Source organism: Streptomyces sp. NPDC032472, assembly GCF_040636955.1.
In the GTDB taxonomy this organism is placed as follows: Bacteria; Actinomycetota; Actinomycetes; order Streptomycetales; family Streptomycetaceae; genus Streptomyces.
In genome coordinates this window covers 14,197-40,043 of record NZ_JBEZVK010000005.1, presented here as the reverse complement: position 1 = coordinate 40,043, position 25,847 = coordinate 14,197, and the positions used below count along the sequence as shown (strand labels likewise).

Here is a 25,847-nt window from a genome sequence, read left to right as displayed (position 1 = left end):
TGCTCGGACGATGGGGACCTTTGGTCCCGACAACGGTCCCGGGCGGCCCTCTTCCTGCGGGCATCGCGGTGTCAGCGTGAGTGTGTCCCCATCGGCTTCTCTGTTGGGAGTGACCGTGCAAAGCACCATCCGTACCCCGGACACCAGCTCGGTCGTCGTCGGCGTGGACGGCTCCGAGCCGGCGTGCAGCGCCGCCCTGTGGGCCGCGGGGGAGGCCGTACGACGAGGCCGTCCCCTGCACATCGTCCACGGAGCCGACACCGACGGCAGGGCCCTGTACCTGTCGGCGAAGACCATCGACGAGGTCCGCGTCGCGGGTCTCGAGGTCCTGGACGACACGGCGAAGGCCGTTACCGCCGAGTACCCCGGTCTGAGCGTCTCCACCCAGTTCAGCCGCACGGACGCCGTCACGAGCCTGCACCGGGCCGGAGGGCTGCACGGCACGATCGTGGTGGGCAACCGCGGCCTCGGCGGCTTCGACTCCCTCGTGCTCGGCTCCGTCGGACTGGGCACCGCGGCCATGGCCAAGAACCCCGTCATCGTGGTCCGGGGCATCGACGAGGCGGAGGAACGCGGCACCGTACTCGCAGCCATCCGCGACGAACACGACCTCGTGTGCGCCCGGTACGCCGCCCGGGAGGCCGAGCTGGGCAAGGCGTCCCTGCGACTGCTGCACGTGTGGAACGTGCTCCAGTCCGTCGGCAACCTGGTCAGCATGCTCGACGGTGTGGACGAGACGGCCGGAGAGCACGTCGAAACGCTGAAGGCCGTCACGGACGTGATCCGCGACGAGTTCCCCGACCTGACCGTCGAGGCGGACGCGGAGACGAGCGTCTCCGTGGCCGGCGTTCTGGTCGAGGCCTCCCACCATGCCGACCTGCTGGTCATGGGCGGCCGGCGGGCCCCCACCCCCCTCGGGCTCGGCCGCAACCTGGGCCGGGTCACGCACAGCGTGCTGCACCACGCCCACTGCCCCGTCCTCCTCATCCCCCGCTTCGGCAGCGCCTCCGGGAGCCGGTCATGACCGCCGCGAGGAGCGCCCGCGACATCGTCGTGGGGATCGACCCGGTCAGGGACTGGCACCTTCCCACGGCGTGGGCCGCAGACGAAGCCCACCGGCGCCGGCTCCCCCTGCGCCTGCTGATCGCGGTACCTCCGCAGCACGACAGCCGTCACGTGGACGACATCCCACTCCAGACGGCACTGCGACGGGCCGCCGCCGACAGGCTGGAACAGGCCCAGGGCTGGGTCCGCGACAGGCACCCGGAAGTGCCGGCCACCACCGACGTACCGGGCGGATCCGCTGCCCACGTCCTCGGTGGGGAGGCGAGGGACGCCCGCATGGTCGTCCTCGGCTCCCGGCACCTGGGCCGTACCGCGGAGTTCCTCAGTGCCGGATCGACCGTGGTGCCCGTGACGGCCCAGGCCCGCTGCCCCGTCGTCGTCGTGGGCGACGCCGAACACGTCACCCAGCAGCCGCCGTACATCGTGGCTGGCATCGACGGGAGCGCATCCGCCAGGGAGGCGCTGTCCTTCGCCTTCGACGAGGCGGACCTGCGGGGTGCCGCCCTCAGGGTCGTCTGCGTGTGGGAGCCGCCGCTGTTCATGCTGCACGACGAGGAGGTCGCGCCGCGGGCCCAGCGCACCCTGCTCGGCGAGGCCACCGCAGGCCTGGGGGAGAAGTACCCGGACGTGCACGTCACCCACGAGGTCCTCACCGGCCACCCGGTCGAGGAACTGGCCCGCGCGGCCGAGCACGCCCTGGCCGTCGTCGTGGGCCGTCGCGGTCGGGGCGGATACACCGGCATGCGGCTCGGCTCCGTCGTGCACGGACTGCTGCACCGGGCCCACTGCCCGGTGATCACCGTCCCTGCGGGATGAGGCCGGCATCTTCGGCCGTGCGACCGACGTAGCGCCCGTCCGTGCCCCGGCTCTGCCAGGACTGACGCGGCGGCACGACCCCCGCCGCCGATGCGCCGGGTGGATCTCGAACGCGTCGAGACCTGCACCTTCAGCTCAAGAGTCGTCCACCTCCGCTACGGCGTGGTGCGCTAGCCGGTGGTGCTCACGGCGCTGATGGCGGTGTCCAGCTCCATCCGGACGTCGACGACACCCTCGACCGCGCAGATCGCCCGTGCGAGCAGGGGGGACCGGGGTCGTTCACCACGGGCAGGCGCTTGGCGCGGTTGCGGGCCATGATCCTGGCGGCTTCGGCGATTCGGCCCTCGCCCTCCAGGACGGGGACCGCGCTGACCTTCCGCTGGTGCATCAGCTCCTCGATCTCTTGTAGGACGCCTCGCGGCCGATGGCGACGGCGGTGTGCGTCATGACGTCGCTGACGGCGTAGCGGGATGCAGCCATGGCCGGCTCCTTCGCCGTGCGGATGATCAGAGGAAGCTGCCGCTGCCGTAGGGCGCGTACAGATCGAGCAGGCGGACACGAGCTGCCTGCAGCCGGTGCGCAAGGACCTGACCGACCCATTGCCCGACGGCCGAGCCGAAGCCGGAGTCGGCGTCCACCAGCATCCGCACGCGCGCCGCGTCGAACTCGTAGGCGCGAACGGGCGTCATCGCCTCGGCGCCCAGTCGCCAGGTGTACGGCTTGAACAGCCACGAGCAGCCGACCAGCTGGCCGGCTCCGAGGCTCTCGATGACGGCCGCGCGCCGACCGGGCACGTGGACATCCAGGGTCACGGTCCCGGACCGGACGATCCAGAACCGGTCGGCGTGACCGCCCTCGCGGAAGAGACGGGTCCCTTCGGCGAAGTTGACCTCTCGGGCCAGTTCCATCAGCTGGGAACGGCAGTCAGCGGGCAGCGCCGCGGCGATACGGGTGGGGGAGGAGATGCTCATGGACGGCCTCCTGATGTGAGTCCGTCTTCAGTCTTGGCGGCCTGCCCTGTTCCGGCATGGGCCCTGTGGTCCCCTCTGGGGTCCGACCGGCCCATGCCTGACCCGCTGCCGCGGGAGAACCTGGAGAAGGAGACGGCCGACGCCCGGCCGCCGACCCCGTCGACCCGGCAGGTGTGAGATGTACTGGAACGGTCACGGTATGGGTGCCTGGGGTTGGTTCGCGATGTCCCTCACGACACTGATCCTCTGGGGTCTGATCGTCGCAGCTGCCGTCCTCGTGGCCCGAGCCGTCAGGCGCGACGCCACGGACGGCCACCCGACCCCCGCCCCGCCGACCGCCTCCGGCAAGGAGGCCGAGACGCTCCTCGCGCAGCGATACGCCAGAGGCGAGATCGACGCCGAGGAATACACACAACGGCTCGCGGTACTGCGCAGCCATGCGCCCGGACCGACACCCGGGTGAGATGCGATCAGCGGACAAGGGCCCTACCGGAGCGCCCGCTCGACCGAGCGCACCGCCGTGGCCGTGGGCCCGTCGGCGGCCGGCGACCCGGCGCGTTCCCAGCCGGGGTGGGCGAGCTTGTACAGCACGGGGTAGAGCAGCGAGTGGTAGAAGCTGTTGTCGTACCCGAAGAAGTGCACGATCTTCCAGTCCTGCTGCGGCTCCCCGGCCCGCCAGTCCCTGCCCAGGCCCCTCCCAGGGCCTCGATGCCGTGCAGGAAGCCGTACGCCATCTCGGGCCACACCCAGATGACCTGGCCCTCGGCACCCGCCTCGGCGGGCGGCACGCCCCAGCCGGAAGGATGGGTCAGGGGCAGGTCCAGCTCGGGCCGCGCGAAAACGCGGTGGGCGAGCTCGCGCAGCCGCTCCGGGACCCGTCCCAGACCGTGGTGGGCGGCGACCGCGTCGGCGAACCCGTGCAGCGCGAGGCTGTAGCGGGCGGCCTCTCCGCGCCGCGGAGCCTCGCCGGATCGCCGGGTCCGCGGGTCCGCCAGGTCCGCGCAGACGTTGGGTTCGCCGCACTCCTCGCAGATGTTGCCGTTCGTCCCTTCCCAGCACCCGGGGCAGGCTCCGCCGACTCCGACCTCGTAGAGGTAGTCGCCGGTTTCGGCGTCGAACAGCGCGGGCCCCTCACGCAGGGCCACCCCTTCGGAGGCCGCCACACGGGGGAAGAACGCCCGCAGGCCGTCGCGGTACGTCGCGTCCGCATCGGTGGCGGTGTACTGGTCGGGCCGGATGTCCATCAGCGCCAGCGTGGCCGCGATCTCGGCCGAGAAGTGGGCGGCGGTCTCGGCGGGCTCCCGACCGTCGCGCTGCGCACGGTCGACCACGTAGCTCTGGTAGTCGTCACTGCCGGTGAGGCCCAGATACGGGCCGGACAGGTGGCCGAGGTGGAGGTCGCCGTTGGGTGTGGGCGGAGTGGAGAAGACGAAGACCGGGCGCTGCCCGAAGCGCCGCCGCTGCGCTGCCCCGGCGCCGGCCGCCCGGGCCGCGAGCGCGGGATCACGCCAGTAGAGATCGAAGAAGAGGAGGTCCTCCGTGCCCGTGTTCTCGACGACGTGGGTCTCGAACGGCTCGAACACCGCGACCGTGCCGGGTCCGACGGGGGTGCGCTCGCCGTCCACCACCAGCTCGCCGGTGCCCTTGACGATGATGAAGACCTCCGTCTCGTCGTGCTGGTGTGCGTCACTCCTGCCTGCGGGAACGACCCGGCCCCAGCCGGCTCCGGTGCCGAGGCCGGCGATCGAACTCATCTCGATGCCGAACGCGTCGGACAGTTAGTCCGGGGTGAAGTGGCTGATTATCACGCTGAGTTCCTTTGTGCCGGGCCGATGCCCAAGTGATCGGCGGCTTCGGCGGCGATGGCGGGCGCGAGCCGGTAGCCGGACCCGTTGGCCGCGCCGGCGAAGATGACGCGGGCGCTGTCGTCGAGGGCCCGTACGAGCGGTTCGCGCGCCGGGCTGTACGCGTCGCAGAAGACGCGGCCCGACGCGGTGTGGGCGGACAGGCCCGGCGCGTAGCGCTCGAGGACCGCGTGCGCCTGCGCCAGATCGGCCGCCGACAGCCCTGCGGCGATGTCGTCGGGCTCCACGTCCCATTCCTGGGACGTGCAGCTGAAGAGCCAGTGGCCGCGGTGGTGCAGCGGGAGGAGGAAGGCGTCCTGATCCTCGAACACGACCGCGCCGGCGTGCGCCTGTGGTGCCTTGTCGACGTGCAGGGCGACGATCTTCTTCACCCGGGCGCCGAGCGGCTCGACCAGCGACCGCCACGCCGGGTCGGCGAGCCAGGGCCCGGGGGCGAGCACGGCCTTGGCGGCGCTCAGCGTCTCGCCGGTGGACGCAGCCGGCAGAGATGGAGCAGCATGAGCACCGCTCGGGGACTCCACCTGTCCGCCAGTCTGCCGAAGGGAATGGGGCCGAAGATTCCGAGCACACCTGCAACGGAAAGGCCCAATCCCACCTGAGTGGTGGAAAGCCCCACGATTTTGGTGAAGAAGAGTGCCGATCCCGCCCAATAGAGACCGGTTCCGGTGGCGTCGACGAGTCCCACAAGGAGAAGTCCGACGCCGCTTCGATTTACTGCGAGCTTACGCAAGAAAGTATCGTTCACGCCTTTGCTGATTGAGATCGGCAAATATGGGATGTAACGAATATCGGCGGGTTCCCTCGTCAAGCCCTGGCCGCGCTGTGTGGTCCGATCAGCTTCCAGCGTGGTGTGGGCCAGCCGTGTTGATCTACGGCCACCCTTAATCGACGTCGTTTGGTACCCACAGCATTTGTGAGGGGCGAAAAAGCCTGGGAGGCCACAGCAGGTGCGTGCGCCCGGTTTTGCTCCGTAACACTCACGCTGTGACCGCTCGTCCCGGTTGCGGCGCCGCAGGTCCGCGACACCCTGGAAGAGCCCGCAGTCGACGCGGACACGGCGTGACGGACCGACCGGTCCCCGCCGAGGGGCCGATCGGCCCAAGCGGGGCGAGGGGACCCGGGTGCAGCCTGGGGGTCCCCCTTTCCCCGGCGCACAGAGAGAAGGCCGCGCCATGAAGCGCATCCCGGGAACCGAGCACCCGCCGTCCGCCGGTGCCGCCGGACGCACCGACCTGGGCCGCCGCCTGGCCGCCCGCCGCGAGGCCCTCGGCCTGACCCGCGAGGAACTCGGCCGACGGTGCGGGGCGGACGGCACCTACATCGCCTACCTGGAGGAGCACGCGGCGTCACCGTCCATCGGCACCCTCGCCCGGGTCGCCGACGCGCTGGGTGTCACGGTCGACGACCTGACCGGCGCGAGCGCCGGCCGCGTCGGGGGCCGGTCCACCGCCCGCCGCGACACCGCGCTCGTACCGCTGGACGAGGACGAGTGCCGATCGCTGCTGGGGACGTACGGAGTGGGACGCATCGCCGTCTTCACCCCAGAAGGCCCGGCCGTCCTGCCGGTCAACTACCTGATCGCCGGGGCCGACATCGCGTTCCGCACCGCCGTGGACGCCCTCGCGGCCAGAGCGGCGGGGACCGAGGTCGCCTTCGAGATCGACAACATCGACGACGTCACGGCCGGCGGTTGGAGCGTCCTGGCCGTGGGAGAGCTGGAAGCCGTCACGGACCCCGAGGAGATCCGGCACCTGACGGCCACGGCCCGGTCCCAGCCGTGGGCCGGCGGCCCGCGCACCCACTGGATGAAACTCACCCCCGTCCGACTCACCGGCCGTCGCGTGGCCCACACGTCATGAGCCGTGTGGGCGCGGTCGTCTTCGACACCGACGGAGTGCTCCTGGCCACGGCCGACCGTCACGCGGCCGCCTGGAAGGAGACCTTCGACGGCTGCCTCGACCGGTGGGGGGAGAAGCTCGGAGAACGCCCGCACCCGTTCGACGCCCTCCATGACTACCGGGAACTGGTCGACGGCAGGTCCCGGCTCGACGGGGTACGCGCCTTCCTCACGGCGCGTGGCATCGGCCTCCCGCCCGGAACCCCCGGAGATCCGCCGGGATGCGACACCGTGCACGCGGTGGCCGCCCGCAAGGAGAGGTTCTTCTCCGAGACGGTGTGGGCCGAAGGAGTGGAAGCCTTCGACGACGTCAGGCCCGCACTGGTGCGCCTCCGGGAGATGAAGGTGGGATGCGCTGCCGTCTCGGCCTCGCGCCACGCCCGCACCCTCCTGAGAGCTGCGGATCTCTCCGACTTCTTCGGTGCCCTGGTGGACGGCCGGGACGTGGAGGCGCTCACCCTCCCGGGCAAGCCCGACCCCGCCCTCTTCCTCGAGGCAGCCGACCGCCTCGGTGTCGGCCCCGAGCGCACGGCCGTCGTGGAAGACGCACTCGTCGGCGTCGAAGCGGGCCGCAGGGGCGGCTTCCACCTGGTCGTCGGGCTCGACCGCGACCGCGACCCGCACCGGGCGGACGCCCTGCGTGCGCACGGCGCCCACCTCGTCCTGCCCGATCTCGGGGGACTGGCTGCTGCGCTCGACGGACCCGGGCCGTGAACACGTCATGGGGCTGGGAGTACCGGCGGTACGACCCCGGGACCGAGCGGCTGGTCGAGTCCCTGTGCACCCTCGGCAACGGCCGCTTCGCCACCCGCGGATCGGCCCCGGAATCCACCGCCGACGCCGTCCACTATCCGGCCACCTACCTGGCCGGCTGCTACAACCGCCTCGCCTCCACCGTCGCCGGACGCACTGTCTCCAACGAAGACCTGGTCCGGCTGCCGGACTGGACCGCCCTGCGCTACCGCTGCCTGCCCGACGGCGCCCCGCCCGGCGACTGGCTCACCCCGGACCATCCGACCCTGCGCCGGCACCACGTCCGGCTCGACCTGCGCGCCGGGACCCTCACCCGCCACATGCTCTTCCTCGACGTCGAAGGCCGGCGCCTGGGCATCACCCACACCCGCCTCGTCCACATGGGCGACCCGCACCTGGCCGCACAGCGCACCGTCTTGCGCGCGTACGGCTGGAGGGGCCGAGTCGAGATCGTCTCCGTTCTGGACGGGGACGTCGTCAATGCCGGCGTGGAGCGTTACGCTGCCCTCGCCGGGCGCCACCTCGTCGAGCACCGGGCCGGGGCCGAGGCGGAGGGCACTGCCTGGCTGTCCTGCCGCACATCAGCCGCCGCCGTGCACATCGGGCTCGCCGTACGCACCTCCACGCGGCCCCTGGCAGCCGTCGACCGGGCATGCGCGGCCACCGCGGCAACGCAGACCTCCGTCCTGCCGATCCGGCGGGGGCAGCCGGTCGTCGTCGTGAAGACCGCTGCCCTGTCCAGCTCACTCGACCGCCCCCTCGCCGACCCCGTACGCAGCAGCATCGAGCAGGCCGAACACGCCCCGGACTTCCCGACCCTGCTGGCGTCCCACCGAGCGGCTTGGCAACGGCTCTGGAGCGAAGGGGGGTTGAGGGTGACGGGGGAGAGCGGCAGGATCCTGCGCCTGCACGCCTTCCACGTGCTGCAGACCCTCTCGCCGCACACCGCGGAGCTCGACGCCGGAGTGCCCGCCCGCGGTCTGCACGGGGAGGCGTACCGGGGCCACGTCTTCTGGGACGAGCTGTTCGTCCTGCCCTACCTGGCCCTGCACTTCCCCGAAACCGCCCGCGCCCTGCTGATGTACCGGCACCGGCGGCTGCCCGCGGCCCGGGAGGCGGCGCGGCGGGCCGGGGGCACGGGTGCGATGTTCCCCTGGCAGAGCGCCAGTTCCGGTGCCGAGGAGACCCAGCGGCTGCACCTGAACCCGCGCTCGGGCCGCTGGCTGCCCGACCACTCCCATCTCCAGCACCACGTGGGCTCGGCCATCGCGTGGAACGCGTGGCAGTACGGCCTCGCGACCGGCGACACCGGGTTCATGCACGGACCGGGCGCCGAACTCCTCCTGCACACAGCCCACTTCTGGTCGGGTGCTGCAGCCTGGGACGCCGGCCTCGGCCGCTACCGGATCCGCGGTGTCGTCGGCCCGGACGAATACCACGACGCGTATCCGGACGCCGCCTCCCCGGGCATCGACGACAACGCGTACACCAATGTCACCGCGGCCTGGGTGCTCGCCCGTGCCCTCGACCTGTACGCGGAGATCCCGGCGGCCCGACGCGCCGAACTCCTCGGGCAACTCGCCATCGGCGCAGAGGACCTCGGGAGGTGGGAGGACATCTCGCACCGCATGTACGTTCCCTTCCACGACGACGTGATCAGCCAGTTCCACGGCTACGGCGACCTCGCCGAGCTCGACTGGGACACGTACCGCGCCCGCTACCACGACATCCGCCGCCTGGACCGCATCCTGGAGGCCGAGGGCGACACCCCCAACCGCTACCAGGCCTCCAAGCAGGCCGACACCCTCATGCTCGGGTACCTCTTCCGCCCCGCGGAACTCGCCGGGCTGTTCACCCGGCTCGGCTACGGCTTCGACGACGGGCTCTGGGCGAGGACGGTGGCGTACTACCTGCGGCGGACCTGCCACGGCTCCACGCTCAGCAGCCTCGTCCACGGCTGGGTCCTCGCCCGGCAGCAGGGGCCGGACGCCTGGCGCTACTGCCAGGAAGCCCTGATCGGCGACATCACCGACATCCAGGGCGGCACCACGGGCGAGGGGATCCACCTCGGCGCCATGGCGGGCACCCTCGACCTCGTCGAACGCGGCATCGTCGGACTCCACTCCGCTGCCGACGGTCTGCACGTCGACCCCGTGCCGCTCTCCGCGATACCCGGCTCTACCTTCTCCGTCTCCTGCCTCGGGCACCGGGACATCCACATCCGCTTCCGGCCGGGCCGACTGGGCATCCGCGTCCCGCCCTCGCGCCTCGGCCCGGTGCACCTGGTCCTTCCCGGCGCCCGGCACGAACGGATCTCCGCAGGCCAGGAGCGGTGGTTCCGCCTACCCGCGGGGTGACGCCACGGACTACGGCCTTCCGCCGACCGTCACCGGATGTCCAGGACCTCCGGCACCGGGCGGCGGGGCGTGGCCTCTCCCGACGGCCCGTAGCCGAGGCGCAGGACCATCTGGACGTGGCCGATGGGGGCCAGCGGGTCGCGGACCGTCCACCGCAGCTCCGGCCACTCCAGGGGCTGGGACGTCATCGACGTGGCCAGGCCGTCGGCCGTGGCCTGCAGGAGGACGCGTTCGAGCGCCTGGCCGGCGCGCAGCCAGTCGGTCCGGGTGTCGCCCGGCGAGCCCAGCAGGGCCAGCTGGGGCCGCTTCTCGAACGTGGCCCACGTACGGCCCGGTATCGGGTGGGCCCGGCCGAAGTCGCGTACGGGCGCCGGTCCGCCCGCGCTGCGCGGGCCGAACGCAGAGGCGGGAATGCCGTCGCGGCGTGCCGTGGCCGCGCCCGGTGCGTCGCCGGTCCAGGCGGCCGTCTCCGCCTGCGCGAGCGGATCCGTCTCCTCGCGGTGCTCCGCGTCCCGCACGAGGGCGAGCACGGTCTCGGCGTGCCAGCCGTCGGGGACCGTCAGGCGGCACCCCTCCAGGCGGGCGGCCGCCCGCAGGCCGTCCAGCAGCGCGGGCGGCACCGGCTCGTCGCTGAACGGCTGCCGGCTGGTGTGTCGGCGCCGCAGCGCACCGTACAGGGCGGCCGGCTCCTCTCCCGCGCCCGCGTCACCGAACGCGACGGTGGCCAGCAGCCAGGGCGCGGAGGCCTCGGGCAGCAGCTCCACGTGCGTGCCGAGCCGGTGCCAGGCCGCGGAAACGCGCAGGTTGAACAGGGCGGCCGCGCAGCCGAGGTGGAGCGCACGGTGATCGGGGTCGGTTCGCGGCATGGCCCGTTCCGGATCGCCGTGCAGTTCGATCACGTCGCTGTCCGGGCGGAAGGCGAACCGCCAGGGCTGGGCGTTGTGCATGGAGGGGGCGGTGACGGCGTCGCCGACGAGCCGGACGGCGGTTTCGGCGTCGATGCGGATGGCGGTCATGGGACTGGTCCTGTCTGTGCAGCCTCGGCCGGCGGTGCCCCGGCGTCGGGTGGTTCGTTGGTGGCGGTCACTCCCACGCGGGTACGGGGTCCGTGGAAGTCGGCCTCCACGTCCACGACTCCGGGCACGGTGCGGGCGGCACGAAGGAGGACGTCCTGCAGCGTGGGGTCCGGCAGGGTTCCGTGGAGGTGGACGATGCCGTCGGCGACGTGGACGTCCACGTCTGCCGAGCCGTGCGGCAGCAGCTGGTACGCGATCAGCTCGCGGAGCTCGGCTGCGATGTCGGCGTCCGGCCGGAGGTATGCCCTCAGCAGATCGCCGCGGCTGACGAATCCGAGAGGGCGGCCGTCGTCGTCGACCACCGGCAGGCGCTTGAGGTGGCCGCGGGCCATCAGGCGCGCCGCGCCCGCGATGGTGGTGTCCTTCTGCACGGTCACGGCCGGGCGGGTCATCAGCTGCCCGGCGAGGGCGTTGCGCGGGGTGCCGGCTTCCTCCTGGGGCCGGAGCAGCAGGTCGCTCTCGCAGACGACTCCGGCGACCCTTCCGTCCTCGGACAGCACGGGGACGGAGCTGAGGTGCCACATCCGCAGCGTCTCGGCGACGTCCTCGCACGCGGTTCCGCGGTCGACGGTGATCACGGCGTGTGTCATGACGTCGCCGACGGTGCGCAGGGGCATCGCCCGGCGGGGGTGGCCGGCACGCGTGCTTGCCGCGTCGTCGGTGCGGGTCGTGATCCGCGATGCCACGGCCACGACGCCGTCGAGCCGTTCGACGAGGCCGAGGACCACGGGCAGCCGGCTTCCGCGCGGCACCGTGCCGGCCAGGGTCACGATGCCGTCCACCACGTGGATGTCGACATCTCCGGCCGGTACGTCCGCGAGGTCCGCCAGGACGTCCTGGACCCGCCGGCGTATCTCGGAGTCCGGGCGCAGGAACATGCGGAGCAGGTCCCGGCGGGTGACGATGCCGACGAGCCGGTCCTCCTCGTCCACGACGGGCAGCCGTTCGATGCCGCGGCGGGACATGAGCCGGGCCGCGTCGGCGGCCGTCTCCTCGGCGTGGACCGTGACCGCGGGCGAGGACATGATCTGCCCCGCCGTGGCCGGCCGGGCCGGCGCCCCCTCGTCCTGCGGCGCGCCCGGCTCCGGTTCCGCATGGGCCAGTACGTCGCTCTGCGAGACCACGCCCACCACACGGTCCTCGTCGTCCAGGACGGGGACACCGCTGATGTCGTACTGGGCGAACAGCGTGACGATGTCCTTGAAGGCGGTGCCGGGGGCCACGGAGACGACCTCGTCGGTCATCAGGTCCGCCACCTTGAGGCTTTTCATGAGGCCCTCCTGGTGCGTGTGCCACTCACCATCCGCCGGAGCGCGCCGGGGATCGAGGGCCGAACGGTCCCGTCCGGGGACCGGAAGGGCCCTGGGCCGGGTGGTTCGGTCCGGGCCCGACGAGGGGACATCCGGCCCCGGAAGGGTCCCGGGCGGCCCTCTCACCCACCCCGTCCCCGTGCCAGCCTGAGAGGTGTGACCCATCGGCTTCTCGGTCGGGAGCAATCGTGGACAGCACCATCCGCACCCCGGACACCAGCTCGGTCATCGTCGGCGTGGACGGCTCGGCGCCGGCCCGCGCCGCCGCATTGTGGGCCGCCGGCGAGGCCGTGCGCCGCGGCCGCCCCCTGCACATCGTCCACGGAGCCGACACCGACAGCAGGGCCCTGTACCTGTCGGCCGAGGTGATCGAGGAGGTCCGCGCCGCGGGCCGGGAACTGCTGGACGCCACGGCGAAGGCGGTGACCGCCCGGTACCCCGGTCTGCAGGTGACCACCGAGTTCAGCCGCACGGACGCCGTCACCACCCTGAACCGGGCCGCCGGCCTCCACGGCACCATCGTCGTGGGCAACCGCGGCCTGGGAGGCTTCGGCTCGCTCATGCTCGGCTCCGTCGGCCTGGACACGGCAGCCACCGCCGAGAACCCCGTCATCGTGGCCCGCGGCATCGACGATGCCGAGGAGCGGGGCACCGTCCTCGCCGCCGTCCGCGACGAGCACGATCTCGTGTGCGCCCGCTACGCCGCCCGCGAGGCCGAGCTGCGCAAGGCGTCCGTGCGCCTGCTGCACGTGTGGAACATCCTCCAGTCCCTGGGCAACGTGGTGACCATGCTCGACCGCGTGGACGAGATCGCCGGCGGACACGAGGAGACCCTGCGGGCCGTCACCGACACGGTCCACGACGAGTTCCCCGACCTGACCCTCCAGGGCGACGCCGAGAAGAGCGTCTCGGTGGCCGGGGTCCTGGTCGAGGCGTCCCGCCATGCCGACCTGCTGGTCATGGGAGGCCGCCGGGCCCCCGCCCCGCTCGGACTCGGCCGCACACTGGGCCGGGTCACCCACAGCCTCCTGCACCACGCCCACTGCCCGGTCCTCCTCATCCCCCGCGCCGGCAGCCACACCGCGATGGCGTCCGAACGGGAATCCCCCTCCGGCCCGGGCTAACGTGGACAGGGTGGTTCTCTCACCGCTGCCACCGGCCGGAGGCGGGACATGAGCGCAGGCGGCAGGGCCCCCGAGGGCGGCGTGCCGCGGCTGCGGCTGGACGAGCTGCTCGACGAGCTCCAGGTACGGATCGACGAGGTCCGAGGCGCCCGCGACCGGCTGAACGGCCTCCTCGAAGCCGTCATGTCGGTCGGCCGGAAACTGGACCTGCCGCAGGTGCTGCGGGGCATCGTCGAGGCCGCGGTCGTGCTCGTCGACGCCGAGTACGGTGCCCTCGGCGTGATCGGGGACGAGAAGAAGCTCGCCGAGTTCCTCCCCGTCGGCATCAGCGACGAGCTCCGCGCCCGGATCGGCGACCTGCCCTCCGGCCACGGCATCCTCGGCGAGCTGATCCGCCATCCGGAGCCCCTGCGCCTGTCCGAGCTGTCCGAGCACCCCGCCTCGTACGGGTTCCCGCCCCACCACCCGCCGATGCACTCCTTCCTCGGCGTCCCCATCCGGGTGCACGAGGCGGTCTTCGGCAACCTCTACCTCACCGAGAAGCGCGGCGGAGCCGACTTCGACGCCGAGGACGAGGCGGTCCTGTCCACCCTCGCCGTCGCCGCCGGCATCGCCATCGAGAACGCCCGCCTCTACGAGGAGGTCCGCCTGCGCGAGCGCTGGCTGGAGGCCGGCTCGGACATCACGAGTGCCCTGCTCTCCGGGACCCCGCGCGACGAGGTGCTCGAAGGCATTCTGGAGCGGGCCAGGAACATCACCGGCGCCGACATCGGGGTCTTCTACCTCCTCGGCCCCGCGGGCGGGCTGCGCGGCTCCCTCGCCCTCGGAGAGGGGGCCGAGGCGCACCGCGGGACCGTCCTGCCCAGCACCCGGGGCACCCTGGCCGAAGCCGCCCTGGCCCACGACGGCCTGGTCACCGTCCCGGACGTGGAGCACGACGGACACATCACCGTGCACGCCGAACGCTGGAAGGGCTTCGGTCCCGCTGTCGCCGTCACCGTCGGCACGAAGGAGAAGCTCGGCGGTGTGCTGATCCTCGCGCGCAGCCGCGGTCGAGCGGCGTTCGCGGCCGCGGAGGTCGCCGCGCTCCCCGGGTTCGCCGGCCAGGCGAGCCTGGCCCTGGAACTGGCGGACCGGCGCCGCGACGCCGAGCAGGCCAGCCTGCTCGAGGACCACGACCGCATCGCACGTGACCTGCACGACCTGGCCATCCAGCGCCTCTTCGCCACCGGCATGACCCTCCAGAGCGCCCAGCGGTTCGTGGACCACCCAGAGGCCTCCGAACGGCTCGCCCGTGCGGTCGACGACCTCGACGCCACCATCAAGATCATCCGGTCCACCATCTTCGGACTCCGCGAGCACGAGTTCCCGGGCACGGGCCCGAAGCTGCGCTCCCGCGCCGTCCAGACCCTCGACGAAGCCGCTGCCGGCCTCGGCTTCGCCCCGGCGCTGCGCATGGAGGGGCTGATCGACACCGACGTACCGCCGGCCGTGGCCGACGAGGCCCTCGCCGTCATCGGCGAGGCCCTCAGCAACGTGGCCCGCCACGCCCGCGCCACCCGCGCCGAGGTCGTCATCGCCGCGAGCGGCGGAATGCTCTCCCTGGAGGTCACGGACGACGGCGTCGGCATGCCCGAGGGCGGCCGGCGCAGCGGGCTGCGCAATCTCGCCGAACGCGCCGAGAGACTCGGCGGCCGGATGACCGTCGCCTCGCGGGGCCGGGGCGGGCACGGCACCCGCCTGGAGTGGCGGGTACCGCTGGCCCCCTCACGGGCGTGACCGGGGCCGCCGGCCCCCCGCCCCGGTGGAGACCCTCACTGCTCGGCTCGGCCCTGGTCGCGGTCGTGTTCGCGGTCGCGGTCGTGGACCTGCGCGGCGATGACCGCCGCCTGGACCCGGCGTTCGACTCCGAGCTTCCCCAGGAGCCGTGAGATGTGGTTCTTGACGGTCTTCTCGGACAGGTAGAGCCGTTTGGCGATCTGCCGGTTGGTCAGGCCCTCGCCGATGAGTTCCAGGACGGCCCGCTCCCGCTCCGACAGAGCCGCCAGGCGGGCGTCATCCGGCTCCTTCGCCGGTTCCGGGTCGCGCAGGGAGTGCATGAGACGGGCGGTCGTGGCCGGGTCCAGCATGGACTGGCCGGTGGCGACCGTGCGGACGGCGGAGACCAGGTCGGAGCCCTTGATCTGCTTCAGCACGTATCCGGCGGCGCCCGCCATGATCGCGTCCAGCAGGGCGTCCTCGTCGTCGAACGAGGTGAGCATGAGGCACGCGAGGTCCGGCATGCGCGACCGGAGCTCGCGGCAGACGCCGATGCCGTCGCCGTCGGGCAGCCGCACGTCGAGCACGGCGACGTCCGGGCGGAGCGCCGGCCCGCGGGCCAGGGCCTGCTCGGCCGTGCCCGCCTCGCCGACGACGGTGATGTCCGGCTCGGCGTCGAGGAGGTCCCGCAGCCCGCGCCGGACCACTTCGTGGTCGTCGAGGAGGAACACCTTGATCGGCGCCTCGGCCGAGGCCTTCGGGTCGTCGGACATGGTCGCCCCTGGTTCGGTCCGCGCTGTGCGCTTCCACCCGAATTGTCTCAGGAAGGCGCCTGCCAGGCGGCCCCGCCAACGCCGTTCGGATCAGGCCCGACCTCGTCACCGGTTCCGGCTGCGGGCGGCCGGCGGCCGACGGCCCGCCCGCCGACGTTCCCCCGGGCTGGTCACGTGCTGCGCGTGGCACGGGCCAGGAAGTGGGTCGCGGCGTCCTCGTACGCGGCCGGCCGCCGGCCCGTGGTCTCCAGGGCGGGGCGGAGGTTGGGCTCGGCGAGGAGGTCGCCGGGGTCGAGGGGGCGGCCGTGGCGGGCGGCGCGCTCGGCACGGCCCGACGGGTGGAAGAGCAGCAGCTCGCCGTCCGGGGCGGTGACGCGGGCCCATTCGCGCAGTGCGGCGTGGCCGGCCGAGAAGATGCCGTGCACGCAGGCTCCGGGCAGGGGGAGCCGGGTGCAGTCGGCGGCCAGGAGGTGGCCGTCGCGGCCGCGGCCGTGGCGGGCGGCTGCGCTCAGCATGGCGGGCGTGACGTCGACGCCGAGGACCCGGCCCGAGGGTCCCACCAGGGCCCGCAGCGCCGGCATGGCCCGGCCGGTCCCGCAGCCCAGGTCCAGCGCGAGCCCGCCCGGCGCCGGCCGCATCCGTGCGACCGCGGCCTCGTACGCGGGGGTCTGGTGGGCGAACCGCTCCTCCCAGGCCTCGGCCCGGCGGGTGAAGAAGGCCCGGGTGGCGGTGTGCTCGGCGCGGGCCGTCACCAGGGCCGCGAACCGGCCCAGGAGCTCCTCGCCCCAGCAGCCGGGAAAGGGCCCGGCGGGCGGCTCCCCGGCCGCGGGGCCGTCGCCGTCGTCCTGCCGGAGCCCGTCCTGCGCAAGGAAGCGCACGCCCCAGGCGCTGGCGCCGATGCGGAACGCCTGCTCCGGGTAGCCGTCGCAGGAGGCCGGTACGACCGCGTCCGCGGGCAGGGGCAAGGGGTCGGCGGCCGGACGCAGGCGGGTGGACGGCCGGGGGACTTCCGCGAAGATCGGGTCGGTGGAGGCGGCCGCGGTGAGCTCCACCGCCGGGCCCTCGCTCGGGGTGGCGTCGGCGGCAGCGGGTGCGTCGGCGTGGGCGTGCGTACCGGAGTGCGTACCTGCGTCCGCACCGTGCGCCAGCAGCCCGGCGCCGCCGCCCAGGGCCACACCGGCACCTCCGCGGCGAGGGCCTCCCGTCGTCGGCCTCCGTGGCCGTTCACATCGGTGGCGCGGCGTCCGTGAGCGAGTCGGAGCGCAATGGCAATGCCCGTGCAGGCGGCCGGAAACCCCGCGGGGCGAGAGTCGTGTGCATGCCTTCCGCCGCCGTCACGACCTCGAGCCCGACCCCCACCCCGAGCTCGACCCCGCCCGGCACCCTGCCGCCCGCCGCGCCTCAGTCCCCGGCCGTCTCCTGGGCCCGTGCGCGGGTGCTGGCCCACGGCGCTCCCCGGCCGGTGCCCGCCCGCAGGGTCCCCCTCGGTGCCGCCGCCGGGCTCACGCTCGCCGAGGACCTGCGCGCCCTGCATCCGCTCCCTGCGTTCGACACTGCCGCCATGGACGGGTACGCCGTGGCCGGTTCGGGGCCCTGGCAGGTCCGCGGTGCCGTCCGGGCGGGTGCGGTGTGGCCGGGCGTGCTGGGGGCGGGGGAGTGCGTGGAGATCTCCACCGGGGCCCCGGTTCCGGCGGGGGCGTGCGCCGTGCTCCCGGTGGAGGCGGCGGTGGCCGGCCACGACGGCCGGGTGCACGGGCCGGGCGCCCCGTCGCCGGGGCGGCACGTCCGGCGCGCCGGCGAGGACGCCCCGGCGGGCTGCCGTCTCGCCCAGGCGGGCACCCGGGTCGGCCCGGCGCTGCTCGGGCTCGCCGCGTCCTGCGGCCACGACGCGCTGGCGGTGCGGCCGCGTCCCCGGGTCGGCGTGCTGATCACGGGCGACGAGCTGGACCGCGCGGGCCGGCCGGGCCCCGGCCGGGTGCGCGACGCCCTCGGCCCGCTCCTGCCGGCGCTGATCCTCGCGCTCGGCGGCGAGCCGTGCCGGGTGCGGCACGTCCCCGACCGGCCGGCCGGGCTGCTGGCCGAGGCCGTGCACGGCATGCGGGACGTCGACGTCGTGGTGGTCACGGGCTCCACCTCCGTCGGCGCCACGGACCAGCTGCGCCGGCTGCTGGGCGGGCCGGGCGCCGGGGCGCGGATGGTGGTCGACACGGTCGCCTGCCGCCCGGGGCACCCGATGCTGCTCGCCGAACCGGACCCGGACCGTTGGGTGGTGGGGCTGCCGGGGAACCCGTACGCCGCGCTCGTCGCGGCCCACACGCTGCTCGGCCCGCTGATCGCCGGCCTGGCGGGCCGGGCCCTCGCCCCGCTGCCCCGGGTCCCGGTACGGGGCCGGGTGCGGTCGGTTCCCGGGACGACGCGGCTGGTGCCCGTCGCCTGGGACGGCGACGGGGCCAGGATCGCCGACGGGCACGGCGCGGCGTTCCTGCACGGCGCCGCCGTGGCCGACGCGCTCGCCGCGGTCCCGCCCGGCTGGACCGAGGGCAGCCCGGTCCCGCTGCTCCTGATGCCCTCCTGACGGCCGGCCCCCCGCCGGCCGACGCCATCCCGCCCCACCCGGCCGCCGCCGGTTCGAGCAGCTCCGCTACGCGCCGACGTACGCCGCCAGGTGTTCACCCGTCAGGGTGGAGCGGTCGGCGACCAGGTCGGCGGGAGTGCCCTCGAAGACGATCCGGCCGCCGTCGTGGCCGGCGCCCGGGCCCAGGTCGATGATCCAGTCCGCGTGGGCCATGACCGCCTGGTGGTGCTCGATCACGATCACCGACTTGCCGGAGTCGACCAGCCGGTCCAGCAGGCCCAGCAGGTGCTCGACGTCGGCGAGGTGCAGTCCCGCCGTCGGCTCGTCCAGGACGTAGATCCCGCCCTTCTCCGCCATGTGCGTCGCCAGCCTGAGCCGCTGCCGCTCGCCGCCCGACAGCGTGGTCAGCGGCTGGCCGAGGCTGAGGTACCCCAGGCCGACGTCGGCCAGCCGCTCCAGGATCCGGTGGGCGGCCGGCGTGCGCGCCTCGCCGGCGCCGAAGAACTGCTCGGCCTCGGCCACCGGCATCGCCAGCACCTCGCTGATGTCCCGGCCGCCGAGCCGGTACTCCAGCACCGATGCCTGGTAGCGCCGCCCCTCGCACTCCTCGCAGGTGCTCGCGACGCCGGCCATCATCGCCAGGTCGGTGTAGACGACGCCGATGCCGTTGCAGGTGGGGCAGGCGCCCTCGGAGTTGGCGCTGAACAGCGCCGGCTTGACGCCGTTGGCCGTGGCGAACGCCTTGCGGATCGGGTCGAGCAGCCCGGTGTACGTCGCAGGGTTGCTCCGGCGCGAGCCGCGGATCGCACCCTGGTCGACCGAGACCACACCGGCGCCCGCGGGGACCGAGCCGTGCACCAGCGAGCTCTTCCCGGAGCCGGCGACCCCGGTGACGACGGTCAGCACCCCGAGCGGGATGTCGACGTCCACGCCCCGGAGGTTGTGCGTCGTCGCCCCGCGGACCTCCAGCGCACCGGTGGGCTTGCGCACCGCCTCCTTCAGCGAGGCCCGGTCGCCGAAGTGGCGTCCGGTGAGGGTGTCGCCGGTCCGCAGCCCCTCCACCGTGCCCTCGAAGCAGACGGTGCCGCCGGCCGTGCCCGCTCCGGGCCCGAGGTCGACGACGTGGTCGGCGATCGCGATCGTCTCCGGCTTGTGCTCCACGACGAGCACCGTGTTGCCCTTGTCCCGCAGCCGCAGCAGCAGGCCGTTCATCCGCTGGATGTCATGGGGGTGCAGGCCGATCGTCGGCTCGTCGAAGACGTACGTGACGTCCGTGAGCGGCGAGCCGAGGTGGCGGACCATCTTGACGCGCTGCGCCTCACCGCCCGACAGCGTGCCCGAGGGCCGGTCGAGCGAGAGGTAGCCCAGTCCGATCTCGACGAACGAATCGAGGGTGTGCCCCAGCTTCGCGAGCAGCGGCGCCACCGAGGGCTCGTCGAGGCCGCGCACCCATGCGGCCAGATCGCTGATCTGCATCGCACAGGCGTCGGCGATGCTCACCCGCCCGATCCTCGAGGACCGGGCTCCCTCGGCGAGCCGGGTGCCCTCGCACTCGGGGCAGGTCGCGAACGTCGTCGCGCGCTCCACGAAGGCCCGCACGTGCGGCTGGAGCGCGTCGATGTCCTTGGACAGGATCGACTTCTGGATCTTCGGGATCAGGCCCTCGTACGTCAGGTTGATCCCGTCGACCTTGATCTTGGTGGGTTCCTTGTGGAGCAGGTCGTGCAGCTCGCGCTTGGTGTACTTGCGGATCGGCTTGGCCGGGTCGAAGAAGCCCGACCCGCGGAAGATCCGGCCGTACCAGCCGTCCATGCTGTAGCCGGGGACCGTCAGCGCACCCTCGTCGAGCGACTTGGTGTCGTCGTAGAGCTGGGTCAGGTCGATGTCGGAGACGGAGCCGCGGCCCTCGCAGCGCGGGCACATGCCGCCGGTGCGGTTGAAGGTGGCCTTGACCGCCTTCCGCGCCCCGCGCTCCACGGTGATCGCCCCGCTGGCCCGCACCGAGGGCACGTTGAAGGCGTACGCGCTCGGCGGGCCGATGTGCGGCTGCCCGAGCCGGCTGAACAGGATGCGCAGCATCGCGTTGGCGTCGGTGGCCGTCCCGACGGTGGAGCGGGGGTCGGCGCCCATCCGCTGCTGGTCCACGATGATCGCGGTGGTCAGCCCGTCCAGGACGTCGACCTCGGGCCGCGCCAGGGTCGGCATGAAGCCCTGGACGAAGGCGCTGTACGTCTCGTTGATCAGCCGCTGCGACTCGGCGGCGATCGTGTCGAACACCAGGGAGCTCTTGCCCGAACCGGAGACACCGGTGAACACCGTCAGGCGGCGCTTGGGGATCTCGACGCTGACGTCCTTGAGGTTGTTCTCGCGCGCACCGAGCACGCGGATCAGATCGTGGCTGTCGGCCGCGGGCAGCCCGGGCGACGGCGTGTCCTTCCTCGTGGCCTTGCTCATCGTGTCTCCGATCGGGTGGGGTGGGGCGGGCGGGGCGGCGGGTGGCCTTACCGGCGCTGCTCGTTGAAGCGGACCAGGTTGCCGGCCGGATCGCGGAAGGCGCAGTCCCGGACACCGTACGGCTGCTCGGTCGGCTCCTGTACGAGTTCGGCCCCGGCGGCCCGGAGCCGGGCGAAGACGCCGTCGAGGTCGGAGGTGGCCAGGGTCAGGCGGGCGTAGGTGCCCTTGGCCATCATCTCGGCGATCGTACGGCGCTCGTCGTCGGTGACACCGGGAGCGGTGGCCGGCGGCTCCAGCACGACGGAGGTGCCGGACCGGCCGGCGGGGCCGACCGTGATCCAGCGCATCGCGCCGGAGCCGACGTCGCTGCGGACCTCGAAGCCGAGGGTGTCGCGGTAGAAGGCCAGGGAGGCCTCGGGGTCGATGTGGGGGAGGAAGGTCCAGTGAACGCTGATGTCGGGGGTGGCGGCGGTGGTTTCGGCGGTGTCGGTGGTGTTGGCGGTTTCGGTGGTGTCCATGGCCGCCACGCTAGGCGGGGGCCGGAGGCCGGCGCTTCTCCGATCCTGATCGATCGCTGCGGGCCTGCCGGGCGGCGCTCCGGGCCCCGCTGCCGACCGCTCCTCGCGGGCCGCGGCCGCCGCGGCCCCCGTGGCAGACTGTCCGGGTGAAACGGCTGGAGCTCGACGACCTGGTCCGACTGCGGCGCGCCCGCGACCGGATGGACCGCGACTACGCCGAACCGCTCGACGTCCCGACCCTGGCCCGCGGGGCCCTGATGTCGGCCGGCCACTTCTCCCGCAGCTTCCGCGCCGCCTACGGCGAGACGCCGTACAGCTACCTGATGACCCGCCGCATCGAGCGGGCCAAGGCGCTGCTGCGGCGTGGCGACCTGACCGTGACCGAGGTCTGCTTCGCGGTCGGCTGTACCTCGCTGGGCTCGTTCAGCTCCCGTTTCACCGAGCTGGTCGGCGAGAGCCCGAGTGCCTACCGGGCCCGCAACCACGACGACGGCGCCGTGATCCCGGCCTGCATCGCCAAGATCCACACGCGACCGGTCAGGAACGGAGAAGCAGGGCCGGCCGCCGGGCCGTAGCGTGAGCGGCATGGACATCACGCTTTCCCAATGCTTCATCGCCGTCGACGACCACGACAAGGCGATCGCCTTCTACCGCGACGTGCTGGGCCTCGAAGTGCGGGGCGACGTCGGGTTCGAGGGGATGCGCTGGGTGACCGTGGGGTCGCCCGCGCAGCCGGACGTGAACATCGTGCTGGAGCCGCCCCTCGCCGACCCGAACGCCTCGCCGGCCGACCGGCAGGCCATGGCCGAGCTGATGGCCAAGGGCCTGCTGCGCGGCGTCATCTTCCAGACGCCCGACTGCGACGCCACCTTCGAGCGGATCAGCGAGCGGATCGGCGCGGCGGGCGGCGAGGTGCTGCAGGAACCGATGGACCAGCCCTACGGCGTGCGCGACTGCGCGTTCCGCGACCCCGCCGGCAACCTGGTGCGCTTCACCCAGCCGCGCGGGAAGTGAGCCCGGGGCGGGCTCGGGTCCGATCGGGCCCGCTCGGGGGCCGGCTCGGGCCGTCCGGGAGCCGGCCTTTCAGGGGTAGGTCTCCTCGTCGGTGTCGTCCGGGTACGGCGTCTCGGAGGACGCCTCGGTGTCCCCGGACTGCGGCGGCACACCGATCACCGCCAGGACCGGCGCGGTCGGCTTGCGGGCCCCGCCCGCCGGCTCCACCGTCACGCACACCGCCGTCGCCGTCGCCAGAGGGCCGCGCAGCCGCAGCTGCTGGTCGCCGGAGCCGCTCAGCAGACCCGCGGGCCGGTAGCGCCCGGCATCGCTGAACCAGACCTGGTACGCCTTGCCCGCGGGCAGCGGGTCCAGCTGGCTGGCGAACAGGGCGGCCGCGTCCCGGCTCCGCGAGACGGCCACGGTGCTCTGGCCCTCGCCGGGCAGTCGCTGCGTACGCAGCTGCACGTCCGAGGCGGCCAGTACGTCCACCACGCCCGCCTCCTGCCGCTCCGCCCGCACCAGGGAGGCCCGCGCGGCGTAGGCCTCGCGGTGCTGCCACGCGGCGACGCCGCCGAGCGCGACGGCGGCGGAGGCGAGCGCCGCCAGCACGAGCACGATCCGGCGCCGGACCGGAGCCGCCGGCGGGGGCGGGGCGGGGACCGGGGTGACGGGCGGGCCGCCCGGGGGCGGCCTGGCGGGTGCGGACGGGGCCGCAGGGGGCGCCGCGGCCGCAGGAGGTGCCGCCGGGCCCACCGGTTCCTCCTGCGGCCGGCGGGACTCGTACGACTCACGGGACGCCTGCGGCTCCTGCGCCGTCCTGGCGATCTCGGCGAGCACCCGGCTCCGCAGCCCCGCCGGCGGGTCGACCGCGACGGCCTCCCCGAGCCGCGCCGCCACCCCCGCCAGGCCGGCCACCTCCACGGAGCACGCCTGGCATTCGGCGAGGTGTGTCTCGAACCCGCGCCGCTCGTCGTCCGGCAGCGCGTCCAGGGCGTACGCCCCGGCCGCGTCGTGGGATCCGTTCCCGGTCATCCCGTGTTCTCCAGACACTCGCCGAGCAGCCGCAGCCCCTGCCGCAGCCGGGCCTTGACGGTACCGACCGGCTCCTCCAGGGCCGCCGCCACCTCGCGGTAGCTCAGTCCCCCGTAGTACGCGAGCACCACGCTCTCCCTCTGGGCCTTCGACAGCGCCCCAAGGCACCGCCACACCTGCTCGTGCTCCAGATGCTGCTCGACCTCTTCGGCGACCTCGTCGAAGGGGCGCAACCACTCCCGGACCGCATTGCGGCGCTCCCGCTCGCCCTGCGCCCGGACCGAGCGGACCCGGTCCACCGCCCGCCGGTGCGCCACGGTCAGCACCCAGCTCATGGCGCTGCCCCGGTCGGGACGGAACCGGCCGGCGGTCCGCCACACCTCCACCAGTACCTCCTGGACCACCTCCTCTGCCTGGGCCGCGTCCCTCACCACGCTGGTGACCAGTCCCGCCACCGGGCGGCTGACCGCGTCGTACAGCCGGGTGAAGGCGTCGGGGTCGCCCTCGGCGACCCGGCACAGCAGCCCGTCCAGCTCCGCTCGGACCTGGGGGCTTGCCGACGGGGATCGGGGATGACTGGGACGACCGGTAGACACGCTCTGGGCACCTCGCTCGACGGCGGTGGACCACACCTCCTCCCATGCCAGCACCGATCGGAGCCCGCCGCATCACCGTGCCGGCCGGCTTGTCAGCCGGTCGCGCCCTGATCCATGGTCTGGTCCTGGTCAGCGGGCAGGTTCGGGGTTGCGGGCAGGTTCTGCGTCGCGGGCAGGTCCTGCGTCGTGGGCAGGTTCTGCGTCGCGGGCTCGTCCTGGGTGGTCGCGGGCTCGTTCTGGTTCAGGGGCCGGTCCGGCGTCAGGGTCCTGTCCTGGTTCGCGGGACTGTTCTGGTCCAGGGTGTTGCCCGGGGCCAGGGTGTCGTCCGGGTTCGTGGTCCTGCCCTGGTCCATGGTCGTGCCCTGGCCCGTGGTCGCGTTCTCGTCGGTCGTGTCCCGGTTCCAGGTCTTGTCCTGGTCACCCGGCTTGTACGGGTTCCGGGTCTTGTCCTGGGTCCGGGTCTTGTCCTGGTCACCCGGCTTGTAGGGGTTCCAGGTCTTGTCCTGGTTCCGGGTCCTGTCCTGGTCCCCGGTCTTGTACGGGTTCCAGGGCTTGTCCGTGTCCGACTTCCAGGGCTTGCAGACCTTGTACCCCTTCACCCACACCCACTTCCAGTGGCCCGGGACGTGGATCCAGATCCACTTGCCCCTGTGGTGGACCGTCACCCACACCCAGTGACCGGGGTGCCACCTGCCGTGGTGGTCACGGTAGCCGGGCTTCCATTGCTTCTCGTGGGACCACCAGCCGTGCTTCCAGACCTTCTTCCAGTGGCCCGTGACCCACCTCTTCTCCCAGTGGCCCTTCTTCCACGTGCAGTGCATCGGGTCGTCGGTCGCACGCGTCGCCCCGGACAGAGCCGCAGCCGTGGCCGCGGCGTCCGCGGCGTGGGCCGCGCCGATGCCGCTCACCGTGCCGCCTCCTGCGAGCAGGCCCGCGGCCGCGGCACTCACCGTCAGCCGGCGGGCTCGGACGGACATCACCATGACCGGCACCTCCTCATCCCTCGGAACGGCTTCGGGCGCCGTCCGTGCGGCAGGGGGGAAGCGGCCGCTCGGGGCGCCACTAGTGATTCGTAGCCGAGGGGTGGTGCGGACGGCCCGGCCTGCGGGCCGGTGGAACGAGGGCATGGCTGGCGATCACGGCCGCCTGGACCCGGCGGTCGACGCCGAGCTTGACGAACAGGCGCGAGACGATGTTCTTCACGGTCTTCTCGGCGAGGTAGAGCCGCGTGCCGATCTCCCGGTTCGTCAGCCCCTCGCTGACCAGGACGAGGATCTCCTTCTCCCGCTCCGTGAAGCCCGGCAGGCCCGGCGCGCGCTCCTCCTGCGGGACCTCCCCCCGCATCCGCGCCATCACCCGGGCCGTGGCGCCCGGGTCCAGCATCGACTGCCCCGAGGCGACCGTGCGGACCGCCGTGACCAGGTCGGTTCCGCTGATCTGCTTGAGGACGTAGCCGGAGGCGCCGGCCATGATGGCGTCGAGCAGCGCCTCCTCGTCGTCGAAGGAGGTGAGCATCAGGCAGGCGAGCCCGGGCATCCGGGAGCGCAGCTCGCGGCAGACCGAGACCCCGTCGCCGTCCTGGAGGCGTACGTCCAGCACGGCCACCCGCGGCCGCAGCGCCGGTATCCGGGCCAGCGCCTGCTCCGCGGTGGAGGCCTCGCCGACCACGCGGATGCCGGGTTCCGCCTCCAGCAGGTCGTGCACGCCCCGGCGGACGACCTCGTGGTCGTCCAGGAGGAAGACGCTGATGGGCTCCTCCGCCGGGATGGGGCCGCCGGCGCCGCTGTCGGTCATCTCGTACTCCTGGTTCGGGCGGGCGCACCGGGCGCGCACCCGCTCCCGCATCCTGCCCGCCCGGCGGGAGCGGCGGAAGGGCCGATCGGCCCTGTCGCCGCTCCCGCCGGGCGCGGC

General features: G+C 73.4%; 24 protein-coding genes. 11 read left to right on the top strand and 13 right to left on the bottom strand.

The window, feature by feature from the left end; genetic code table 11:
• Positions 1 to 115: 115 nt before the first annotated feature.
• Together AB0F11_RS04445 and AB0F11_RS04440 are read left to right on the top strand one after the other, a co-directional pair.
• The gene (locus AB0F11_RS04445; RefSeq protein ID WP_362168301.1) at positions 116 to 1,024 is read left to right on the top strand and encodes a universal stress protein; all 909 of its coding nucleotides are present in this window, start codon (positions 116 to 118) and stop codon (positions 1,022 to 1,024) included.
• The gene (locus AB0F11_RS04440; protein WP_362168298.1) at positions 1,021 to 1,881 is read left to right on the top strand and encodes a universal stress protein; all 861 of its coding nucleotides are present in this window, start codon (positions 1,021 to 1,023) and stop codon (positions 1,879 to 1,881) included. Before AB0F11_RS04445 ends, AB0F11_RS04440 begins: the two co-directional genes overlap by 4 nt.
• A gap of 506 nt (positions 1,882 to 2,387) precedes the next feature.
• On the opposite strand, the gene AB0F11_RS04435 is transcribed toward AB0F11_RS04440, so the two are convergent.
• A complete protein-coding gene (locus tag AB0F11_RS04435; protein ID WP_362168297.1) occupies positions 2,388 to 2,852 on the bottom strand; it encodes a cyclic nucleotide-binding domain-containing protein in 465 nt (154 codons plus the stop codon).
• Between the two features lie 223 nt (positions 2,853 to 3,075).
• Here AB0F11_RS04435 and AB0F11_RS04430 point away from each other — a divergent pair, with 223 nt between their 5' ends.
• On the top strand, positions 3,076 to 3,315 hold the full coding sequence (locus tag AB0F11_RS04430) for an SHOCT domain-containing protein (RefSeq protein ID WP_362168294.1): 240 nt from the start codon (positions 3,076 to 3,078) through the stop codon (positions 3,313 to 3,315).
• A 7-nt stretch (positions 3,316 to 3,322) separates the two neighbouring features.
• Here the strand turns inward: AB0F11_RS04430 and AB0F11_RS04425 are convergent, their stop codons facing one another.
• Positions 3,323 to 4,606: a class I tRNA ligase family protein gene (locus AB0F11_RS04425; RefSeq protein ID WP_362168292.1), complete on the bottom strand. Its 1,284-nt coding sequence runs from the start codon at positions 4,604 to 4,606 to the stop codon at positions 3,323 to 3,325.
• Between the two features lie 50 nt (positions 4,607 to 4,656).
• A complete protein-coding gene (locus AB0F11_RS04420; protein ID WP_362168290.1) occupies positions 4,657 to 5,238 on the bottom strand; it encodes an FAD-dependent oxidoreductase in 582 nt (193 codons plus the stop codon).
• 651 nt (positions 5,239 to 5,889) lie between these two features.
• Here AB0F11_RS04420 and AB0F11_RS04415 point away from each other — a divergent pair.
• Genes AB0F11_RS04415 through AB0F11_RS04405 form a run of 3 tightly spaced genes read left to right on the top strand, consistent with a single transcriptional unit; the run spans position 5,890 to position 9,724 of the window.
• Entirely contained in the window at positions 5,890 to 6,576 is a 687-nt protein-coding gene (locus tag AB0F11_RS04415; protein ID WP_362168288.1) for a pyridoxamine 5'-phosphate oxidase family protein, read from the top strand.
• A complete protein-coding gene (locus AB0F11_RS04410; RefSeq protein ID WP_362168285.1) occupies positions 6,573 to 7,328 on the top strand; it encodes an HAD-IA family hydrolase in 756 nt (251 codons plus the stop codon). The genes AB0F11_RS04415 and AB0F11_RS04410 overlap by 4 nt, the downstream gene beginning before the upstream one ends.
• Entirely contained in the window at positions 7,325 to 9,724 is a 2,400-nt protein-coding gene (locus AB0F11_RS04405; RefSeq protein WP_362168283.1) for a glycoside hydrolase family 65 protein, read from the top strand. Before AB0F11_RS04410 ends, AB0F11_RS04405 begins: the two co-directional genes overlap by 4 nt.
• A gap of 29 nt (positions 9,725 to 9,753) precedes the next feature.
• On the opposite strand, the gene AB0F11_RS04400 is transcribed toward AB0F11_RS04405, so the two are convergent.
• Both AB0F11_RS04400 and AB0F11_RS04395 read right to left on the bottom strand, forming a co-directional pair.
• Positions 9,754 to 10,740: a nitroreductase family protein gene (locus AB0F11_RS04400; protein ID WP_362168281.1), complete on the bottom strand. Its 987-nt coding sequence runs from the start codon at positions 10,738 to 10,740 to the stop codon at positions 9,754 to 9,756.
• Positions 10,737 to 12,071, bottom strand: coding sequence for a CBS domain-containing protein (locus tag AB0F11_RS04395; protein ID WP_362168278.1), 1,335 nt, complete (start codon positions 12,069 to 12,071; stop codon positions 10,737 to 10,739). Before AB0F11_RS04395 ends, AB0F11_RS04400 begins: the two co-directional genes overlap by 4 nt.
• Before the next feature lie 227 nt (positions 12,072 to 12,298).
• Here AB0F11_RS04395 and AB0F11_RS04390 point away from each other — a divergent pair, with 227 nt between their 5' ends.
• Together AB0F11_RS04390 and AB0F11_RS04385 are read left to right on the top strand one after the other, a co-directional pair.
• Complete coding sequence (locus AB0F11_RS04390; protein ID WP_362168276.1) at positions 12,299 to 13,234, top strand: universal stress protein; 936 nt, start codon at positions 12,299 to 12,301, stop codon at positions 13,232 to 13,234.
• A gap of 48 nt (positions 13,235 to 13,282) precedes the next feature.
• The gene (locus tag AB0F11_RS04385; RefSeq protein ID WP_362168274.1) at positions 13,283 to 15,013 is read left to right on the top strand and encodes a GAF domain-containing protein; all 1,731 of its coding nucleotides are present in this window, start codon (positions 13,283 to 13,285) and stop codon (positions 15,011 to 15,013) included.
• A 35-nt stretch (positions 15,014 to 15,048) separates the two neighbouring features.
• On the opposite strand, the gene AB0F11_RS04380 is transcribed toward AB0F11_RS04385, so the two are convergent.
• Positions 15,049 to 15,765: a response regulator transcription factor gene (locus tag AB0F11_RS04380; RefSeq protein WP_362168272.1), complete on the bottom strand. Its 717-nt coding sequence runs from the start codon at positions 15,763 to 15,765 to the stop codon at positions 15,049 to 15,051.
• 170 nt (positions 15,766 to 15,935) lie between these two features.
• A complete protein-coding gene (locus AB0F11_RS04375; RefSeq protein ID WP_362168269.1) occupies positions 15,936 to 16,940 on the bottom strand; it encodes a methyltransferase domain-containing protein in 1,005 nt (334 codons plus the stop codon).
• Between the two features lie 143 nt (positions 16,941 to 17,083).
• Between AB0F11_RS04375 and AB0F11_RS04370 the strand changes: the two genes are divergently transcribed.
• Complete coding sequence (locus AB0F11_RS04370) at positions 17,084 to 18,340, top strand: molybdopterin molybdotransferase MoeA (protein ID WP_362168267.1); 1,257 nt, start codon at positions 17,084 to 17,086, stop codon at positions 18,338 to 18,340.
• A 66-nt stretch (positions 18,341 to 18,406) separates the two neighbouring features.
• Here the strand turns inward: AB0F11_RS04370 and AB0F11_RS04365 are convergent, their stop codons facing one another.
• Positions 18,407 to 20,794: an excinuclease ABC subunit UvrA gene (locus AB0F11_RS04365; RefSeq protein ID WP_362168264.1), complete on the bottom strand. Its 2,388-nt coding sequence runs from the start codon at positions 20,792 to 20,794 to the stop codon at positions 18,407 to 18,409.
• Positions 20,795 to 20,841: 47 nt separating this feature from the next.
• A complete protein-coding gene (locus AB0F11_RS04360) occupies positions 20,842 to 21,312 on the bottom strand; it encodes a VOC family protein (protein WP_362168262.1) in 471 nt (156 codons plus the stop codon).
• A gap of 155 nt (positions 21,313 to 21,467) precedes the next feature.
• Here AB0F11_RS04360 and AB0F11_RS04355 point away from each other — a divergent pair, with 155 nt between their 5' ends.
• Together AB0F11_RS04355 and AB0F11_RS04350 are read left to right on the top strand one after the other, a co-directional pair.
• A complete protein-coding gene (locus tag AB0F11_RS04355) occupies positions 21,468 to 21,887 on the top strand; it encodes a helix-turn-helix transcriptional regulator (protein ID WP_362168604.1) in 420 nt (139 codons plus the stop codon).
• Positions 21,888 to 21,897: 10 nt separating this feature from the next.
• Positions 21,898 to 22,326, top strand: coding sequence for a VOC family protein (locus AB0F11_RS04350; RefSeq protein ID WP_362168259.1), 429 nt, complete (start codon positions 21,898 to 21,900; stop codon positions 22,324 to 22,326).
• 69 nt (positions 22,327 to 22,395) lie between these two features.
• Here the strand turns inward: AB0F11_RS04350 and AB0F11_RS04345 are convergent, their stop codons facing one another.
• From AB0F11_RS04345 to AB0F11_RS04330, 4 genes are all read right to left on the bottom strand, one after another.
• Complete coding sequence (locus tag AB0F11_RS04345; protein ID WP_362168257.1) at positions 22,396 to 23,340, bottom strand: anti-sigma factor; 945 nt, start codon at positions 23,338 to 23,340, stop codon at positions 22,396 to 22,398.
• Complete coding sequence (gene sigK / locus AB0F11_RS04340; RefSeq protein WP_362168255.1) at positions 23,337 to 23,936, bottom strand: ECF RNA polymerase sigma factor SigK; 600 nt, start codon at positions 23,934 to 23,936, stop codon at positions 23,337 to 23,339. The genes AB0F11_RS04345 and sigK overlap by 4 nt, the downstream gene beginning before the upstream one ends.
• A gap of 92 nt (positions 23,937 to 24,028) precedes the next feature.
• Entirely contained in the window at positions 24,029 to 24,919 is an 891-nt protein-coding gene (locus AB0F11_RS04335) for a hypothetical protein (RefSeq protein ID WP_362168252.1), read from the bottom strand.
• 79 nt (positions 24,920 to 24,998) lie between these two features.
• Positions 24,999 to 25,730 (bottom strand): response regulator transcription factor, encoded by a 732-nt coding sequence (locus tag AB0F11_RS04330; protein WP_362168249.1) that lies wholly within the window; start codon positions 25,728 to 25,730, stop codon positions 24,999 to 25,001.
• Positions 25,731 to 25,847 lie beyond the last annotated feature (117 nt).

Bases quoted from the DNA above. Each gene is read 5' to 3' on its own strand.
- AB0F11_RS04440 (WP_362168298.1), top strand. From the start codon at position 1,021: ATGACCGCCGCGAGGAGCGCCCGCGACATCGTCGTGGGGATCGACCCG.
- AB0F11_RS04435 (WP_362168297.1), bottom strand. From the start codon at position 2,852: ATGAGCATCTCCTCCCCCACCCGTATCGCCGCGGCGCTGCCCGCTGAC.
- AB0F11_RS04430 (WP_362168294.1), top strand. From the start codon at position 3,076: ATGTCCCTCACGACACTGATCCTCTGGGGTCTGATCGTCGCAGCTGCC.
- AB0F11_RS04425 (WP_362168292.1), bottom strand. From the start codon at position 4,606: ATGAGTTCGATCGCCGGCCTCGGCACCGGAGCCGGCTGGGGCCGGGTC.
- AB0F11_RS04415 (WP_362168288.1), top strand. From the start codon at position 5,890: ATGAAGCGCATCCCGGGAACCGAGCACCCGCCGTCCGCCGGTGCCGCC.
- AB0F11_RS04410 (WP_362168285.1), top strand. From the start codon at position 6,573: ATGAGCCGTGTGGGCGCGGTCGTCTTCGACACCGACGGAGTGCTCCTG.
- AB0F11_RS04400 (WP_362168281.1), bottom strand. From the start codon at position 10,740: ATGACCGCCATCCGCATCGACGCCGAAACCGCCGTCCGGCTCGTCGGC.
- AB0F11_RS04395 (WP_362168278.1), bottom strand. From the start codon at position 12,071: ATGAAAAGCCTCAAGGTGGCGGACCTGATGACCGACGAGGTCGTCTCC.
- AB0F11_RS04385 (WP_362168274.1), top strand. From the start codon at position 13,283: ATGAGCGCAGGCGGCAGGGCCCCCGAGGGCGGCGTGCCGCGGCTGCGG.
- AB0F11_RS04380 (WP_362168272.1), bottom strand. From the start codon at position 15,765: ATGTCCGACGACCCGAAGGCCTCGGCCGAGGCGCCGATCAAGGTGTTC.
- AB0F11_RS04370 (WP_362168267.1), top strand. From the start codon at position 17,084: ATGCCTTCCGCCGCCGTCACGACCTCGAGCCCGACCCCCACCCCGAGC.
- AB0F11_RS04365 (WP_362168264.1), bottom strand. From the start codon at position 20,794: ATGAGCAAGGCCACGAGGAAGGACACGCCGTCGCCCGGGCTGCCCGCG.
- AB0F11_RS04360 (WP_362168262.1), bottom strand. From the start codon at position 21,312: ATGGACACCACCGAAACCGCCAACACCACCGACACCGCCGAAACCACC.
- AB0F11_RS04350 (WP_362168259.1), top strand. From the start codon at position 21,898: ATGGACATCACGCTTTCCCAATGCTTCATCGCCGTCGACGACCACGAC.
- AB0F11_RS04345 (WP_362168257.1), bottom strand. From the start codon at position 23,340: ATGACCGGGAACGGATCCCACGACGCGGCCGGGGCGTACGCCCTGGAC.
- AB0F11_RS04335 (WP_362168252.1), bottom strand. From the start codon at position 24,919: ATGGTGATGTCCGTCCGAGCCCGCCGGCTGACGGTGAGTGCCGCGGCC.
- AB0F11_RS04330 (WP_362168249.1), bottom strand. From the start codon at position 25,730: ATGACCGACAGCGGCGCCGGCGGCCCCATCCCGGCGGAGGAGCCCATC.